The following is a 15,764-nucleotide window of genomic DNA, read 5'->3' as shown; positions in this document are numbered from 1 at the left end:
CACCACCACCACCACCACCACCACAACAACAACAACACCCCGACTGCCCCTACCAAGCAGACCCAGACAGCGGCAGCGAGACATTTTCCTGAAAACGCCCCAAAACAGCGCGCCCTTCCCGCTTCAAAAGCACCATAATCCCCCTGTTGAAACTCCCCTACTTGTTTGAAATCGGTTTTCGCGAGGACAGCGTGTCTAAAGGTGTTGTGTTATCGGTGTCGGCCTCGGTGTTGTTTGCCGTGATGTATTACTTCACGTCATTGCTGACGCCATTGAGCGGCCTGGAAATTTTCGGCTGGCGCATGTTGCTGACCGTACCGTGCATGACGGTGTTCATGATCGTCAGCGGCGAATGGCGGCGGGTCTGGGAATTGCTGCGAGTGCTGGCGGCCAAGCCTCGGCTGATCGGCGGTGTGGTGTTGTCGTCGGCGTTGCTGGGCGTGCAGTTGTGGTTGTTCATGTGGGCGCCGCTGAACGGGCGCAGCCTGGATGTATCGGTGGGTTACTTCCTGCTGCCGCTGACCATGGTGCTGACCGGGCGCCTGGTATGGGGCGAACAGTTGTCCTACCTGCAAAAGATCGCGGTGTTTTTTGCCGGCCTCGGGGTACTCAACGAGTTGTTCCAGGCCGGCGGGTTCTCCTGGGCGACGCTGGTGGTGATCATCGGTTACCCGCTGTATTTCATTGCGCGCAGATACCTCAAGACCGACCACCTGGGCGGACTGTGGCTGGACATGGCGCTCATGCTGCCGGTGGCCTGGTGGTTTGTGCAAAGCGGCGAACAGGGCTTTGCGGTGATGGATGCCCACCCCAAGCTGTACGGGTTGATCCCGATGCTGGGCCTGATCAGCGCCTCGGCGCTCGTGAGCTATATCATCGCCAGCCGCCTGCTGGCGTTCAGCCTGTTCGGACTGCTCAGTTATGTCGAGCCGGTGCTGTTGCTGGTGGTGGCGCTGCTGCTGGGTGAAGGCATCAAGGCCGGCGAATGGTTGACCTACATCCCGATCTGGATCGCGGTCATGGTCCTGGTGTTCGAAGGGGTCAAGCACCTGGTGCGTCAGCGCAGGGCTTGAGCGACGAACAGGCGACAGGCCGCAACAGCGCCTGATGGTGCTGAATGGCACCCTCATCGTCCAGGGTGGTGAACTGTACTTGCGTACCGGTCAGGCCCTCGTGAGGCAGCCCGGGCATCGCAATCCGTGCAGTCCCATAGGGCGCGACCATCGGCGGATCTTCGCTGCGATGCTCCACTGCGCGGAGTGTCAGTACCACCCCGGACAAGGTCACGTGATAGGGCGTGGGGTTAAGCACCTCCAACCCCGCCTCGCCTCCACCGCTTACGGACCATTGCAGCGCATGAGCCGCGTCCTGCACCTGCCCCGGCAGTTCGGCGGGCCGGAGGAAAAGCTTGATCCGCGTACGAAAGGCAAATTGCAGGACGTTGGTTTCAGCCGAGGCCTCAACGCTCGGCCTGATTGCCAGCACGTTCAGCCAGTACACCGACTCCCGGCCAGCCATCGGCTTCGGCGTTTGATAATGCATGATCCGCAAGGCGCGTCCGGTGCTTGCATTCATGCGAACGATGGGTGGCGTAATCGTGAACGGCACATCACTGTTTTCGGGCGCCGCCGCCGCATCGCCGTCATCGATCCACGCCTGCACCAGGCGCGGACTGTCAGCCTCATTGTGCAGGTTGATCACCACCGCGCGCGCGGCGCCCGGATAGATGACACGTGTGCGGTCAATCACGATTTCACCCTGCGCGACGATCACCTGCAAGCTCATCAGTACGCCAAGGCCCCTGCTCCACAGCGCGATGCTCATCGGTAGCTCATTGTGAAGGACGCCAACCCGTTCGCGCTGCCGGGCCGGATCGATGAGCCCGTCTGGATATAACGTGCAGTCAAAGGAATCTGCACGGTTGCATTGCCGGTTGTGCCGACCAGCCACTGGTTCGGGTTGCCGATGGTCGTAGAGTCGGCGCCGTAACGCACCAGTGTGCTCCCCCGCAGCAATTGCAGTGCGACGCCGCTGGCCACGGAGGTCGGGGTCAGGGACAACACATCGCTGCGATTGGCCGGCGTGGTCTGGTCTGTCACCGTTATAAATACGTCACGCGTAGCGCCGCTGGTGCCGCCCGCACATGACAGTGTGATGTTGCGGGTCACGCTGCCGGCGAAGCTGCCCACCCCGCGAAAGTCGCGTGCAGCCACGGCTGGCATGGGCATTGCGACCGAAGGCGTGGTGACGCTGCAGGTGGGTTTGCGGGGCGCATTGATCGTGATATTGGAGAAGTTCACCGCGTAATAACCGGCGCCGCTGATGGGCGTGCCGGTGATCGTATACCTTGCAAGGTTCCTGGCGGCGATCGTGCCGCCGGTGATGGGGCCCGTGGCTACAAAATAGATACGGGTATCAAGCCCGAGGACGATGGGCCTTGCCCTGTTATCTCCAACAATCAGTGTGACACCTGCGGTGTTGATGGCTGCGAACGGCCGGTTCGGGTCCCTCGCCATCATGGCAAACCCGACCCCAGGCACATTGGTGGCGTGCACCGGCATTGAAAGCCCGTTGGCGGAAAATGTCTGGCCCGTCGGCGAGCTATTGACCAGCGCCAACCTGGCCTGCGCCCCAAAAGCAATGCGTTGGGTACACCGAAGCGCAGATGCTGGAGGGCTGTCAAAGCGATAGCCGCTGGCGGCCCCTATCACTTGCCCTACCTGTTGCCCGGCCGCAACGGTGATCGGGGGAATAGTAATATTCACCGACGGGCCGGGGGCGCAGATGATCGCTTGAGCTTCCAGCGCCACCATCCATCCTCCCAGCACCACGCTGACAAGCGAAAACCTAGTCATGAAAACAACACCTCTGTCATATCGGATAAGTCATGCATCGCATCAATCATGAATCGGCGCTCGCTCATGGCTGGCCTGCCACCTGGCGAGCCTGGCTCGCCACGCATACCCCTTGCATGAAGTCGGTAGTGACCTGTCGCTGGCCGGCGGTCGCCGGCGGCATGTGATAGTGGATATCGCACTGCTCGGCGATTTTGCTGCCCCACTTGACGGTCAGGCGGCCTTCCTGCGGGATGTCCCGGACGAAGGCTTTACTGGCCTGCCCCACCACACCGACCTCACGCCCTTGCCCATCGAATACCTGTGCGGCAAATGGCAGCGGGCTGCCATTCTCGCGAACGCCCTTGACCACCACTGCCCGGCCGTTGACCGTGTCGAACTTGACCAGCGATACCGCACCCGAGGTCGGTACGACGTTGCGGGTCGATTCCTGAAGCTCCACATCCAGCGACATGCCTTCCGGATCGATCTCCACCGTATTGTTCTGGAACGCCGTCAGATTGGGCACGACGGCGTATCCCTTGCTGTTGACCCGTGTACCGCCGCCGCCGCCAAGCCGGGCGCCTTCGGCTCCCGGCACATGGACCAGCGCCGAGGCTTCGCCCAGGCTTTGCGAGAACGCCACACCGTCGGCGTGCACGACTACCCCGCCGTCGGCGCCGAACGAAAGCTGCGAGCTATCGCGGCTCTGGCCATATCCGGCGCGCAGGTGGGTGGCATCGGTGCGATAACCCGCATAGGTGTTGAACTGGCTGGAGCGTGTGCCTTCACTGGTCGCACGGTGGGCGGAAACACCGTAGTTGACCTCGGCGTTCTCGCCCAGGAAGCCGTTGATGCCCACCTGCTGCTGGCTGCCCCGTGTATCGCCGGTATCCCGGGACAGCGAAGTATTGATCGTCGGCGACCTCGACTCGCTCCCCAGGGGCATCGACAGTGTGAGCATGTAGCGGTTATCGATGCGCCCAGGTTGGCCGATACGCCCGAAGAACACATCGTCACTGAGCTCGCTTTGGGTCAGTTGCCGCGTGTCCTGGATCCTGGAACGTTGCGCCGAAAGGTTCCAGTTGAGCTTGTTCCAGGTCGAGCCGTAGCTGGCGGTGAATGAAACCTGGCGCCCCTCCTCACCGCCCCAATAGTCGACAGAGCTGCCGTACAGGCTCAAGGTGCCGATGCCCAGTTGCTGGCTGATGGTCAGGTCGAGCCGGCTTTTTTGCCGGGCATAGCCGTTGACATCACCGGAGCGGCTCGCGATCTCACGCACATTCAGGGCATCCGGAAGGTTCAGGTATCCCTCTGTGGAGAATCGATACGCGCCCAGCGCAAAATGCGTACCCGATGCCGGCAGGCTTTTGTTGTAGCCAAGCCCGAGGCTTTGCCCGGTCAGGCGTCCATGGTCAGGCACCGCGGTACGTGAGGTGGCGGTGTCCAGCGAAAACGCGCCGACGGGCGTATTCAACGCAACACCGACCTTTCCCTGCTCATAGCCTTTGGAAAGACTGCCGCCGCCATACACCGTCAGGTCATCGGTCAAGCCGTGTTGCAGAGTGCCTTGAAAGACGCTCGCCCCCTTGGCATCGATGCCCTTTTGCTGCACCTCACCCAGGGTGGCGCTGTATTTTGTCGTGTCGGCCCGCAGCAGTTGCGGGGCCACTGAGTACGGCACGACGAAGGTGTTCCGACGCCCGTCGACTTCGGTCACGCTGACGATCAAATCACCGCCGTAACCGGTGGCATGCAGGTCACTGATGACAAAGGGGCCAGGCGCCACCGTGGTCTCATAAATGGTGTAGCCGTTCTGGCTGACCGTGACCGTTGCATTACTGTCGGCGACACCCCGTACCTGCGGTGCATAGCCTTGCTGCGTCTGCGGGCGCATGCGGTCATCGGTGGCCAGGGTCACGCCCCGCAGGCGGACCCCGTCGACGATCTGTCCGTTGCTGAAGGTGTCTCCCAGGGTCAGTTGTGACTGCCAGGGGATGATACTGCGCTGCACATACGTGGACGTGTTCTGATAAGTCTCGAAGCCTGTGCGATTGCTCCAGGCCTGGGCGCCCTGGTGCCGCAAGCGCCAGGCGCCCAGATTGATCCCCGCATTGAGGCCCAGGTAAGTACGACCGTCACCTTCACCGGCGGTGACTGCGCTGGTGCTGAAGTTGTAATTGAGTAACCCTGCGGCAATCCCCTCATCCAGCGACTCGGGGTCAATGTAGCCACGCATGGAGCGCTTCATATAGGCCTGCGGCACGCTGGCGGCCAACTCGAGCGCACCCGGGTCGAAAGTGCTGGACGCCATCGGAATCCACTGCCCCAGGTCGCCGCAATACTGGCCGGCTGCGGCAGGGTTGCCGACCTCGCGCCCATGGGCCTCGGTATCGACTTTATCCATCGCGATACCGATCTTTTCCAACACTTCGCGACTCAAGCACGGCTGCGCACCGGCCTTTGCCTGGGCTGCGACGAACTCCACCTCCCTGCGGCCCAATGCCTGGCCGTTGACCACGATATCTACGCGGTACAGGCCGGGGCTCATCGGGTTGCCGGTGTTGAACCGTGACGTGTCGACCGACGACGCCAGGCCACTGGAGAATGCGTTCAGATCAAAGCTCAACTCAGACGCAAGCGCGGCATCGCTTGCCATCACGGCCGCACTCATCAAACCACCCAACATCATCGTGCGAGGCTGGAATGGCAAAATCGGGGCGCAACGATGCACCCTTACCTGGATGTGACTAGGCATAGTTATGACTTCAGTGGCCGCTGGGAAATGTACGTTTGCTTGCCATCGTCAACGTTCCGGGGACGCGTTCAGCGGTGCAACACAGCAGGCTGCACCGATGAAAAGCCACCGAAATCGTTGATGTAGGTGAAACTCACCCGCGCATCAGCAGGTATTGCCTTCGCGGCTTTCGGCACCGGTACCTTCAATGTGCCTCCTGGTTCCACCATTCCTTCCGGCAGGATCAGTTTTTTCGCGTCGGGATCAGCGCCCATGAGCAGGGCAATGTCGTTGAAGGTGACGTGATACGCCGATGGGTTATGCACCTGTATCTCGTTGCCCTGGGCGACCCGCGCCAGGGACCAGCGCAACAGCCCGGGCGCCTCCTCGGGTGTTCCGGATAATTGCGCCGGACGAAAAAACACTTTGGTGCGGATACGGAACGCGAACTTGAAGTGGTTCCGCTGGTCGTCTTCAAGCGTGGGATCAAACTCACTGGTCGCACCAGGGACCTCAAGTACATTCAACCAGAACAGCGACTCTCTATCCGCAGGCAGCGGTGCCTTGGTGTAGGACAGGCGCATGGACTGGCTTTTGCCTGAGTCCAGGCGAAATACCGGCGGAGACAGGACGAAAGGCACATCGCTCAGCGACGGCGCTGCCTCTGGGTCACCGGCGTCCAGCCATGCCTGGACCAGGCGGGGTGCATGTTTGTCATCATTGGTCACTCGTAGGGTGACCTCGCGTCGCTGCTCGGGGTAAATCTGTCGCGTACCGTCGATAACCACGCCCGCGTGCGCCATGTGCGAGGCCATCCCCAAGGACAGGCTCATCGCCACGCACATCGCTCGACGACTTAAGATCATCAGTAAATCCTGCATCGGGTAATCCTTGATAACAGTTGTCCTGCGCCCGACCGCCGGGTCGAGCGAGGATCTCAGGCGATGGTCATCTGCGTGGCTGCATCAAGGAAAGGTGACCGAGTACTGCACACTGCTGGTGACATTACCCGCGCCCGCCGCGCCACCGTTGGCGATATAGCGTGCGTAGAACGGCAAGGTCGCCAGGCCATTGGTAACGGTGGCAACGGTCGAGTTGTTGCCGGTGCGCAAGTCCATTGGCGTGGAGGTCGCACCATCGAGGATTTGTACCTCCACCCGCGAGGCCGGCGTTGCCGTGGCCGTGTTACGCAAGTTGCCGGTTGCCGGGTTGATGCCAGGGCTGGTCGGCTCATAACGTACGGCGACCTTGGTACCGTCCGGGCACCCACCCGAGCCGCCAACATAGACAAAGTAGCGCTTGGCGCCGGCCGTATCGCCTGCGGCCTTGAGGGCCGAGGTTTGCACTCGGTCAAGCACTACCGGGAAGTTGGCGCCCGAACCTGGCGAGGCCCCGGTACCGCCACTGATGGTGCAGGTGGTGCCACTGACCGAGCCTGTGATGGTGATGGTACCGTCTGCCGCATAAGCGGAGCTGGCGGCAAAGCCGCAAAAGGCCAGCACTGCAGCCGCCAGAGTTTGTTTTGTCATAGTCAGTCTTTCCTTAAAGTTGGGTTCGCGGAATGCACGGTTGCGACACAGGAGAACATCAGCTCTTGCGCCCCCCATGTGTGGAAATCGCGATCAATCGGGTTCCCAGGCCTGGAAAAGGCGTTTGTTTCAAGCTGGTTCTGAATGGGCAGGCAAAAAAAATGCTCCGTACCTTGGGATACGGAGCATGTTCGTCAAGCACCTGGGCAGCCTGCCAGGCCCCACATGGATCAGTCGGCGGTCAACACGCCTCGGCGAACCTGATCGCGCTCGATCGACTCGAACAGCGCCTTGAAGTTGCCCTCGCCAAACCCGTCATCGCCCTTGCGCTGGATGAACTCGAAGAACACCGGGCCCATCAGGGTTTCCGAGAAGATCTGCAGCAACAGGCGCTTGTCGCCTTCGATGGACGAGCCGTCCAGCAGGATGCCCCGCGCCTGCAGTTGATCCACCGGTTCGCCGTGGTTCGGCAGGCGACCTTCGAGCATTTCGTAGTAGGTGTCCGGCGGTGCGGTCATGAAGCGCATGCCGATCTTCTTGAGTGCGTCCCAGGTCTTGACCAGGTCGTCGGTGAGGAACGCCACGTGCTGGATGCCCTCGCCATTGAACTGCATCAGGAACTCTTCGATCTGCCCGGCGCCCTTGGACGACTCTTCGTTCAGCGGGATGCGGATCATGCCGTCCGGGGCGCTCATGGCCTTGGAGGTCAGGCCGGTGTATTCGCCCTTGATATCGAAGTAGCGCGCTTCACGGAAGTTGAACAGTTTCTCGTAGAAGCCGGCCCAGTAGGCCATGCGCCCGCGATAGACGTTGTGGGTCAGGTGGTCGATGACCTTGAGGCCGGCACCTTGGGGGTTGCGCTCGACGCCGTCGAGGTAGACGAAGTCGATGTCATAGATCGAGCTGCCCTCACCAAAACGGTCGATCAGGTACAGCGGCGCGCCGCCGATGCCCTTGATGGCCGGCAGGTTCAGCTCCATCGGGCCGGTTTCGATATGGATGGGCTGGGCACCCAGCTCCAGGGCGCGGTTGTAGGCTTTTTGCGAGTCCTTGACGCGGAACGCCATGCCGCACACCGACGGGCCATGCTCGGCGGCGAAGTAGGAGGCGATGCTGTTGGGCTCGTTGTTGAGGATCAGGTTGATCTCGCCCTGGCGGAACAGCTGGACGTTCTTGGAGCGGTGATTCGCGACTTTGGTGAAGCCCATGATCTCGAAGATCGGCTCCAGGGTGCCCGGGGTCGGCGATGCGAATTCGATAAATTCAAAGCCCATCAGGCCCATTGGGTTTTCATAGTGGTCGGTCATGGCCGGCGCCTCATCATTCTTGTGGGTAGCAATTGGTTATTTGCGAGCAAGGATGAGGTCGGAGGGCGGCGCGCAGGAAAGGCCTCGCACACTGCGGGCGAGGAAGTCACCAAAGATGAGGGGGGAGCCGAGTAGCTTCATGGTTACATCAGTCTCTGACGGCCGAGGCTTGCGTGAGCGCAAGTCCATATTCTTGTATGCGTAAATCGATTCTACACAGCGTAACTGCGTTTGTCCGTACTCTTATCAAATCCCCATTGCCCTGGCCTGTGCAAGGGGTTTGTTGCACAGGTAGATGCCCAGCAGGATGATGGCCCCGCCCGCCAGCATGGGCGCCGTCAGTTGCTCCCCCAGCAGCAAGGCACCGCAGATCACCGCCGTCAGTGGGTTGAGTGCGATAAACACGCCGGAGCGCGTCGCGCCGATACGCCGGATGCCGTCGTAGTAACCGATATACGCCAGCGCCGAGCCCAACACGCCGAGGTAGGCCAGGCTGAGCCACTGGGTGAGTTGCAAGCGGCCGAGCGCTTCTACGCTGACGCTTGCGGTGACAAACGCGGTGCTGATCAACATCAACGTGCCCAGCAGCACCGACCAGGTGACCGTCTGCAATGGCCCCAGGCTTTGGTTGAGCCCACGGGCACACAACGAATAAACGCCCCACCCTGCCACGCAGCCAAGGATCAGCAGGTCGCCGATCCAGGCATCGGCGGTGGCCTGCAGCAACTGCGGGTTACGGCTGACAATGACCGTCCCGGCACCGACCAGGCACAACAGGATCCCCAGCAGCTTGATCCGACTCAGCCGCTCCTTGAATAACAGCCAGCTCGCCAGGCCGATCACCGCCGGGTTCAACGCCACGATCAACGAAGCCCGCGACGCATTGATGTACTGCAACCCATAGAAGAAGCACAGGTTGTAGAAAAAAATCCCGCAGAAGCCCAGCACCGCCAGCTGCGCAAACTGCCGAAGGTTCGGGCGTAACAGTCGAATACGCGCGCAGGCCATGAACAGCAACAACGCCAGGCTGGCGAGGATAAAACGCAGGCTGGCGGCCAGCAGCGGATTGAGGTGGTCGGCCAGGAAGCGCCCGGCGACAAAGGTACCGCCCCAGATCATGGTGACGGCGGCGAGTTTGCAATAAGTCAGGTAGTCGGAGGCGGGATGCATGGGGATGGCTCTAGGTACGGGGAGAATTGGCGTATTCTTCAGCTAATAACTAATCATCGTAAAATGAGCTTTCACTCATGCCCCTGACCCAATTGGAAATCTTCTCGCTGGTCGCCGAGCTGCAGGGTTTTACCAGTGCGGCCCACCGCCTGGGCATCAGCCAGTCGGCGGTGTCCCATGCCATCAAGGCCCTGGAGCAGGAACTGGGTGTGGAGCTGTTTCGGCGCCACCAGTCACTGGTAGAACCCAGCGACATCGGCCGGCAATTACTCGGACGTGCCCGTGCCATGCTCGGCCTGGCCAACACCCTGCAACAAGAAGCGGCCGATGCCCGGGGCATGCGGCGCGGTACCTTGCGCATCGGCTCGTTCGGGCCGACCGCGTCGATTCGCCTGCTGCCCACCATCCTCAGCGAGTTTCGCAGCGCCCATCCGGGGATTGAGGTGCATGTGGACGAAGGCCCCGACCGCCAGGTGCTGCAGTGGCTGGATGAGCGACGGATCGATGTGGGCTTTGTGGTGCTGGAACAGGAGCGCTACGACACCTTTACCGTGTTCGAGGACGAGCTGGTGGCGCTGCTGCCGGCAGATCATCCATTGGCTGCGCGGGACACGCTGGCCCTGCAGGACCTGTGCGACGATGCCTTTATCCTGACCGAAGCCGGCTCCTCGGAACTGGTCACCCGCCTGTTCGACGCCGGACAACTGCGACCAAGGATTCGTTACCGCTGTGCACAACTGCTGAGCACCCTGGAAGCGGTCAGCCGTGGCGATGGCCTGAGCATCGTCGCCGAAGCGTCGCTGCCCCAGGCACTTGATCCGCGCTATGTGAAGCGACCCCTTTCGCCCCGTGTGCCGCGCCAGATCGGCCTGGCGGTGCTGGATCGTCGGCAGTCGTCACCGGCCACCGTGGCCTTTATCGAGATTGCGCAAAGCCTTGTCAGGGCGAGCAAACTCCAAGCGGGCCATCTATCATCGGAACATTCCCCGCCGGCCTGCCGGTAAAGCCCTCCCCCTGCGCAACAGGCCTGAACCCATGCCCCTCACTGTCAAAGGCCCGCGAAGACTTCTCACCCGCTATGCGATCAGCCTGTTGGCGGGTGTGCTGCCGATCCTGCTCGGTGCGGCCATCCTGTATTGGCAAGCCGAACGCACCCTCGAACAAAGCACCGCGCAAACCGCCCAGGAAGCCGTACGTCAATTCGACCTGATGCTCGACAATACCGCCCTCGCCGCCCAGGCCTTGCTGCCCCTGGCCGGACAGCCGTGTGACAGTGGCGCGCAACTGGCGCTGCGTGAACAGGTCACGCGCCGGCCGTTTGTGCGGGCGACGACCTTGTCCTGGCAGAAAAACATTTATTGCAGCTCCCTGTTCGGCAGCAACTACGAGTCACCGGTAAACCCGGATGACTACGTCGATGGCCGCCTGTGGCTGATGAACGGCAACCCGGTTACGCCGGATACCGCGCTGCTGGTCTACCGCCTGGTCGACGGCGACAAAGCGGCGTTTGCCTCCATCGACGGCTATCACCTGACCAACGCCCTGCGCCTGATCAGCCGCTATGCGCAGCTTGTGCTGCAAGTCGGCCCTCACTGGCTCGGCGCCGATGGCAACGTGCACGACACTGCAGTCCCGGTATTTGCCGTGGCCCATCATCACCTGGCGTCCGAGCGTTATCGCTACAGCGTCGACGCCGGCATGCCGGCCGGTGAAGTGTGGCGCTATATGCAGGCACGTTACCCGGCGCTGTTCAGCCTGGTGGTGTTCTTTGGCGTCCTCGCGGGCCTGCTTGCGCACTGGCTGCAAAAGCGCTCCTCGGCGCCCACCCATGAGCTGCAACGGGCGTTGGGGGCCAATGAGTTCATCCCGTACTTCCAGCCGGTGGTGCGCGGTGACACCCGCGAATGGGCCGGCTGCGAAGTGCTGATGCGCTGGCAGCACCCCAAGGAAGGCCTGGTCCGGCCCGATCTGTTTATCCCGCTGGCCGAACATTCCGGCCTGATAGTGCCAATGACCCGTGCCCTGCTGCGCCAGACCGCCACCCAACTGGCGCCCCATGCGACGCAGTTCAGCCCGGGCTTCCATATCGGCGTGAATATCACCGCGCGCCATTGCCACGACCTTGCACTGGTGGAGGATTGCCGTGAATTTCTCGCCGCCTTTGCGCCGGGCCAGGTGACCTTGGTGCTGGAGCTGACCGAGCGCGAGTTGATCGAGCCCACGGATATTACCCGTCGACTGTTCGACGCCTTGCATCAACTGGGCGTGATGATTGCCATCGATGACTTTGGTACCGGTCACTCCAGCCTGGGTTATTTACGTAACTTCAATGTGGACTACTTGAAGATCGACCAGAGTTTTGTCGCCATGATCGGTGCCGATGCACTATCGCGGCATATTCTGGACAGCATCATCGAATTGTCCGGCAAGCTGGACCTGGGCATCGTTGCCGAGGGTGTAGAGACTGCCGAGCAGTGCGAATACCTGGCCGCTCATGGTGTGGATTTCCTGCAGGGTTACCTGTTTGGAAGGCCTTTACCCTGCGATGATTTCATTAAAAACCTGGCCAGCCATTCAATAGGCACGCACTAGCGGCGTTGAAATAATGTTAATACGACAAAAGACGTGATTTACTCGTGGCGGATTAACTACTACAATTTTTCTTGCCTGTGCAGAACTCGCAGGACGACTTCTTCTGTGAGTCGCCTTAACGCTATTGGCTTATAGCTTTGTCTGTAGTTGACATCAGCCAAATACACTATTGGAGTACAGATTTTGTCCAGACTCGCCGAATTTCGCGCAGCAGAAAAAGCCCTTCAAGAGCAGCTCGCCCAGCTGGAGTCCCTGAAGAACGACGCTGGCCTGAAGAAAGAAATCGAATTCGAAGAAAAGCTTCAAGGACTGATGAAAACCTACGGCAAAGGCCTGCGCGACATTATCCTGATCCTTGATCCAAACCCGGGCAAGACCAGCGCTGCCGCCGCCAGCGCACCCAAACAGCGCCGTGCGCGCGTGGTCAAGGTTTACCACAACCCGCACACTGGCGAACTGATCGAAACCAAGGGCGGTAACCACCGTGGCCTCAAGGCCTGGAAAGAACAGTATGGCGCGGCCACTGTAGACTCCTGGCTTCGCGGCTGATCGCAGCGCACTAACAAAGAGCCCCGCACATGCGGGGCTTTTTTATTCAAGGGTTCGAAACCGAACTTAAATAACATTTCACCTTGTTGAGAATCGACGGGCGAAACCCACTTAAAGTTTGAGGCTGGCGCGCACCGAACTGACTTCATCCTTGCTGGCTTCGTAGGCATCGGCTTGACCCGCGTATGAAAAAACATACGCTTTATCGGTATCTACAGCCCCCACCAATGTTTGCGAAAGGACGTGCCGTCCATTCTCGGTAATCACACAGGTAGTTTCCACGGCCTCAAGGCGACTCAGTGTTGTCGAGTGCATCTTGCTGCATACACTTTGATAACCGCCCTGGGCAAAATCTTTCTGGATGGACTTGCGCATCTCCAGCAATACGCCCTGGAGATTAACGTTATGCCCGGCCTCGATCGGCGTCCCCGTCAACTCCATCACCATCAATGTGTTGCCATTTTCGTCGTTCTTGATCGCACGCTGCCGCGAGACCGGCTGCCGCGTGGCCGGCGCGTCGCCGTCGGGCACCACCTCTTCTACCTGCCAGCCGCTGGGCCAGTGAATTTCCGGGTCGCCCGCCCACACCCAGGGGCTGGCCAACAGCAAACACAGAGCGCTCAACAGCGGTATACGACATTCGATCATTGCAAAAGACACCCAACGTTCAAGCGACAAAGTGTGAGCCCCGCCACCGGCCGGTCGCAAGACCTGCGCGCGCTTTTTCATTTGGCGCAGCAAGCGGGCCTTGCGTATCATGGCCCGGCTGCACGGACGCCAGCCGCAAGCCAAGGGAACGCTCCTCTTACCTGGAGCCGCGTTTGCCCCATTTTTTTCTGGAGGGCCCATGAGCCTGCACGAACTGAACACCTTCCCGGGCGTCACCGCCCAACCTGACACCGCCACCTCGAACTTCGTGTTCAACCACACCATGCTGCGGGTCAAGGACATCACCAAGTCCCTGGATTTCTACACCCGCGTCCTGGGTTTTTCCCTGGTTGAAAAGCGCGACTTCCCGGAAGCCGAATTCAGCCTGTACTTCCTGGCCCTGGTGGACAAATCCCAGATCCCGGCCGACGCCGCCGCGCGTACCCAATGGATGAAGTCGATCCCGGGCATCCTGGAACTGACCCACAACCACGGCACCGAAAACGATGCCGACTTCGCCTACCACAACGGCAACACCGATCCACGGGGCTTCGGCCATATCTGCATCTCGGTGCCCGATATTGTCGCCGCATGCGAACGCTTCGAAGCATTGGGCTGCGATTTCCAGAAACGCCTGACCGATGGCCGCATGAAAAGCCTGGCGTTCATCAAGGACCCGGATGCGTACTGGGTCGAGATCATCCAGCCAGCGCCGCTGTAAGTTTCAACACACAACAAAAAACCCCATGATCACTCATGGGGTTTTTCGTTTCCGGACCTGGACTTACGCCGGAGCGGAGGTACGGATCAGGTGATCGAAAGCACTCAGGGAAGCCTTGGCGCCCTCGCCTACCGCAATCACGATCTGCTTGTACGGTACGGTCGTCACGTCACCGGCGGCGAACACACCTGGCAGTGAAGTTTCGCCACGGGCATCGACAATGATCTCGCCACGGGGGGTCAGTTCCACAGTGCCTTTAAGCCAGTCGGTGTTGGGCAGCAAGCCGATCTGTACAAAGATGCCTTCCAGGTCGAGGGTCTTGAACTCACCGGTATCGCGGTCCTTATACGCCAGGCCTGTCACTTTCTGGCCATCGCCTTTGACTTCACTGGTCAGCGCGCTGGTGATCACGTCAACGTTAGGCAGGCTGTACAGCTTGCGCTGCAATACCGCATCGGCGCGCAACTTGCTGTCGAACTCCAGCAAGGTCACATGGCTGACGATACCGGCCAGGTCGATGGCCGCTTCAACGCCGGAGTTACCGCCGCCGATCACCGCCACACGCTTGCCCTTGAATAGCGGACCATCGCAGTGCGGGCAGAAGCACACGCCCTTGGCCTTGTATTCCTGCTCGCCCGGTACACCCATTTCGCGCCAGCGGGCGCCGGTGGCCAGGATCACGGTCTTGGACTTGAGGGTCGCACCGCTTTCAAAGCGAATTTCGTGCAGATCACCGGCATTCTTCGCCGGCACCAGGCTGCTGGCGCGCTGCAGGTTCATGATGTCCACGTCGTACTGACGCACGTGGGCTTCCAGGGCGCTGGCCAGTTTCGGCCCTTCGGTTTCCTGTACCGAGATAAAGTTCTCGATGGACATGGTGTCCAGCACCTGGCCACCAAAGCGTTCGGCGGCAACACCGGTGCGGATGCCTTTACGTGCGGCGTAGATGGCGGCTGCGGAACCGGCTGGGCCACCGCCGACGACCAGCACATCAAAGGCCTCCTTGGCGCTGATTTTCTCGGCGGCTTTTTCAATGCCGCTGGTGTCGAGCTTGGCGAGGATTTCTTCCAGGCCCATGCGGCCCTGGCCGAAGTTCACGCCATTCAAGTAGACGCTCGGCACCGCCATGATCTGACGCTCGTCGACTTCAGCCTGGAACAGCGCGCCGTCGATGGCGACGTGGCGGATATTCGGGTTGAGCACGGCCATCAGGTTCAATGCCTGGACCACGTCCGGGCAGTTCTGGCAGGACAGCGAGAAGTAAGTCTCGAAGCTGAACTCGCCCTTAAGGGCGCGGATCTGTTCGATGACTTCGACACTGGCCTTCGACGGGTGGCCACCGACTTGCAGCAGGGCCAGCACCAACGAAGTGAATTCATGGCCCATGGGGATGCCGGCGAAACGCAGGCTGATATCGGCACCCGGGCGGTTGATGGAGAACGATGGCTTACGCGCATCATCGCCATCGGTCTTCAGGGTAATCAGCGTGGTGAGGCTGGTTACGTCCTGCAGAAGGGCGAGCATTTCCTGGGATTTCGCGCCGTCGTCGAGGGAGGCGACGATCTCGATCGGCTGGGTGACCCGTTCCAGGTATGACTTCAACTGAGCTTTAAGATTGGCGTCCAACATACGGGCGATTTCCTATTAATTCGGTTTATTGCAGACAAAAAAACGCCC

At 60.6% G+C, this 15,764-nt stretch carries 14 protein-coding genes; 5 read left to right on the top strand and 9 right to left on the bottom strand.

The window, feature by feature from the left end; translation table 11 throughout:
* Window positions 1-191: 191 nt before the first annotated feature.
* Entirely contained in the window at window positions 192-1,073 is an 882-nt protein-coding gene (rarD, locus tag Q8X51_RS16510; protein WP_065927790.1) for an EamA family transporter RarD, read from the top strand.
* On the opposite strand, the gene Q8X51_RS16505 is transcribed toward rarD, so the two are convergent.
* The 7 genes from Q8X51_RS16505 to Q8X51_RS16475 all read right to left on the bottom strand — a co-directional run bounded on the left by Q8X51_RS16505 (window position 1,042) and on the right by Q8X51_RS16475 (window position 9,577).
* The gene (locus Q8X51_RS16505) at window positions 1,042-1,824 is read right to left on the bottom strand and encodes a fimbrial biogenesis chaperone (protein ID WP_407694405.1); all 783 of its coding nucleotides are present in this window, start codon (window positions 1,822-1,824) and stop codon (window positions 1,042-1,044) included. The genes rarD and Q8X51_RS16505 overlap by 32 nt on opposite strands.
* Window positions 1,821-2,855 (bottom strand): fimbrial protein, encoded by a 1,035-nt coding sequence (locus Q8X51_RS16500; protein WP_407694406.1) that lies wholly within the window; start codon window positions 2,853-2,855, stop codon window positions 1,821-1,823. The genes Q8X51_RS16505 and Q8X51_RS16500 overlap by 4 nt, the downstream gene beginning before the upstream one ends.
* A 64-nt stretch (window positions 2,856-2,919) precedes the next feature.
* Window positions 2,920-5,493, bottom strand: a complete 2,574-nt coding sequence (locus tag Q8X51_RS16495) for a fimbria/pilus outer membrane usher protein (protein WP_256097782.1) — start codon at window positions 5,491-5,493, stop codon at window positions 2,920-2,922.
* Between the two features lie 167 nt (window positions 5,494-5,660).
* Complete coding sequence (locus tag Q8X51_RS16490) at window positions 5,661-6,452, bottom strand: fimbrial biogenesis chaperone (protein WP_235865589.1); 792 nt, start codon at window positions 6,450-6,452, stop codon at window positions 5,661-5,663.
* 84 nt (window positions 6,453-6,536) lie between these two features.
* On the bottom strand, window positions 6,537-7,100 hold the full coding sequence (locus Q8X51_RS16485) for a fimbrial protein (RefSeq protein ID WP_065927492.1): 564 nt from the start codon (window positions 7,098-7,100) through the stop codon (window positions 6,537-6,539).
* Window positions 7,101-7,330: 230 nt separating this feature from the next.
* Window positions 7,331-8,407 carry a 4-hydroxyphenylpyruvate dioxygenase gene (gene hppD / locus Q8X51_RS16480; RefSeq protein WP_027606579.1) on the bottom strand — a complete coding sequence of 359 codons (1,077 nt, stop codon included), beginning with the start codon at window positions 8,405-8,407 and terminating at the stop codon, window positions 7,331-7,333.
* 246 nt (window positions 8,408-8,653) lie between these two features.
* Window positions 8,654-9,577, bottom strand: a complete 924-nt coding sequence (locus Q8X51_RS16475; protein ID WP_074846823.1) for a DMT family transporter — start codon at window positions 9,575-9,577, stop codon at window positions 8,654-8,656.
* Between the two features lie 77 nt (window positions 9,578-9,654).
* Here Q8X51_RS16475 and Q8X51_RS16470 point away from each other — a divergent pair, with 77 nt between their 5' ends.
* The 3 genes from Q8X51_RS16470 to Q8X51_RS16460 all read left to right on the top strand — a co-directional run bounded on the left by Q8X51_RS16470 (window position 9,655) and on the right by Q8X51_RS16460 (window position 12,718).
* Window positions 9,655-10,581: a LysR family transcriptional regulator gene (locus tag Q8X51_RS16470; protein ID WP_407694407.1), complete on the top strand. Its 927-nt coding sequence runs from the start codon at window positions 9,655-9,657 to the stop codon at window positions 10,579-10,581.
* Window positions 10,582-10,612: 31 nt separating this feature from the next.
* The gene (locus tag Q8X51_RS16465; protein WP_065927489.1) at window positions 10,613-12,169 is read left to right on the top strand and encodes an EAL domain-containing protein; all 1,557 of its coding nucleotides are present in this window, start codon (window positions 10,613-10,615) and stop codon (window positions 12,167-12,169) included.
* A 183-nt stretch (window positions 12,170-12,352) separates the two neighbouring features.
* Window positions 12,353-12,718: a histone-like nucleoid-structuring protein, MvaT/MvaU family gene (locus Q8X51_RS16460; RefSeq protein WP_027606583.1), complete on the top strand. Its 366-nt coding sequence runs from the start codon at window positions 12,353-12,355 to the stop codon at window positions 12,716-12,718.
* Between the two features lie 111 nt (window positions 12,719-12,829).
* Here the strand turns inward: Q8X51_RS16460 and Q8X51_RS16455 are convergent, their stop codons facing one another.
* The gene (locus Q8X51_RS16455) at window positions 12,830-13,366 is read right to left on the bottom strand and encodes a DUF4946 domain-containing protein (RefSeq protein ID WP_065927786.1); all 537 of its coding nucleotides are present in this window, start codon (window positions 13,364-13,366) and stop codon (window positions 12,830-12,832) included.
* Window positions 13,367-13,565: 199 nt separating this feature from the next.
* Between Q8X51_RS16455 and gloA the strand changes: the two genes are divergently transcribed.
* Window positions 13,566-14,087: a lactoylglutathione lyase gene (gene gloA, locus Q8X51_RS16450; protein WP_053129696.1), complete on the top strand. Its 522-nt coding sequence runs from the start codon at window positions 13,566-13,568 to the stop codon at window positions 14,085-14,087.
* A gap of 63 nt (window positions 14,088-14,150) precedes the next feature.
* Here gloA and ahpF read toward each other — a convergent pair whose 3' ends face one another.
* Window positions 14,151-15,716 carry an alkyl hydroperoxide reductase subunit F gene (gene ahpF, locus Q8X51_RS16445; RefSeq protein ID WP_407694408.1) on the bottom strand — a complete coding sequence of 522 codons (1,566 nt, stop codon included), beginning with the start codon at window positions 15,714-15,716 and terminating at the stop codon, window positions 14,151-14,153.
* Window positions 15,717-15,764: the final 48 nt, after the last annotated feature.

The sequence above is a fragment of the Pseudomonas sp. Yb2C2 genome (assembly GCF_052112325.1).
Lineage (GTDB): Bacteria > Pseudomonadota > Gammaproteobacteria > Pseudomonadales > Pseudomonadaceae > Aquipseudomonas > Aquipseudomonas marginalis.
The sequence above is the reverse complement of the archived record's forward strand: the minus strand, read 5'-3'. Positions and strand labels throughout refer to the sequence as shown.

Coding starts and splice junctions, on each gene's coding strand:
- Q8X51_RS16485 (WP_065927492.1), bottom strand. CDS start 7,100: ATGACAAAACAAACTCTGGCGGCTGCAGTGCTGGCCTTTTGCGGCTTT.
- hppD (WP_027606579.1), bottom strand. CDS start 8,407: ATGACCGACCACTATGAAAACCCAATGGGCCTGATGGGCTTTGAATTT.
- Q8X51_RS16505 (WP_407694405.1), bottom strand. CDS start 1,824: ATGAGCATCGCGCTGTGGAGCAGGGGCCTTGGCGTACTGATGAGCTTG.
- Q8X51_RS16500 (WP_407694406.1), bottom strand. CDS start 2,855: ATGACTAGGTTTTCGCTTGTCAGCGTGGTGCTGGGAGGATGGATGGTG.
- Q8X51_RS16475 (WP_074846823.1), bottom strand. CDS start 9,577: ATGCATCCCGCCTCCGACTACCTGACTTATTGCAAACTCGCCGCCGTC.
- Q8X51_RS16465 (WP_065927489.1), top strand. CDS start 10,613: ATGCCCCTCACTGTCAAAGGCCCGCGAAGACTTCTCACCCGCTATGCG.
- Q8X51_RS16455 (WP_065927786.1), bottom strand. CDS start 13,366: ATGATCGAATGTCGTATACCGCTGTTGAGCGCTCTGTGTTTGCTGTTG.
- Q8X51_RS16470 (WP_407694407.1), top strand. CDS start 9,655: ATGCCCCTGACCCAATTGGAAATCTTCTCGCTGGTCGCCGAGCTGCAG.
- gloA (WP_053129696.1), top strand. CDS start 13,566: ATGAGCCTGCACGAACTGAACACCTTCCCGGGCGTCACCGCCCAACCT.
- ahpF (WP_407694408.1), bottom strand. CDS start 15,716: ATGTTGGACGCCAATCTTAAAGCTCAGTTGAAGTCATACCTGGAACGG.
- Q8X51_RS16490 (WP_235865589.1), bottom strand. CDS start 6,452: ATGCAGGATTTACTGATGATCTTAAGTCGTCGAGCGATGTGCGTGGCG.
- Q8X51_RS16495 (WP_256097782.1), bottom strand. CDS start 5,493: ATGGCAAGCGATGCCGCGCTTGCGTCTGAGTTGAGCTTTGATCTGAAC.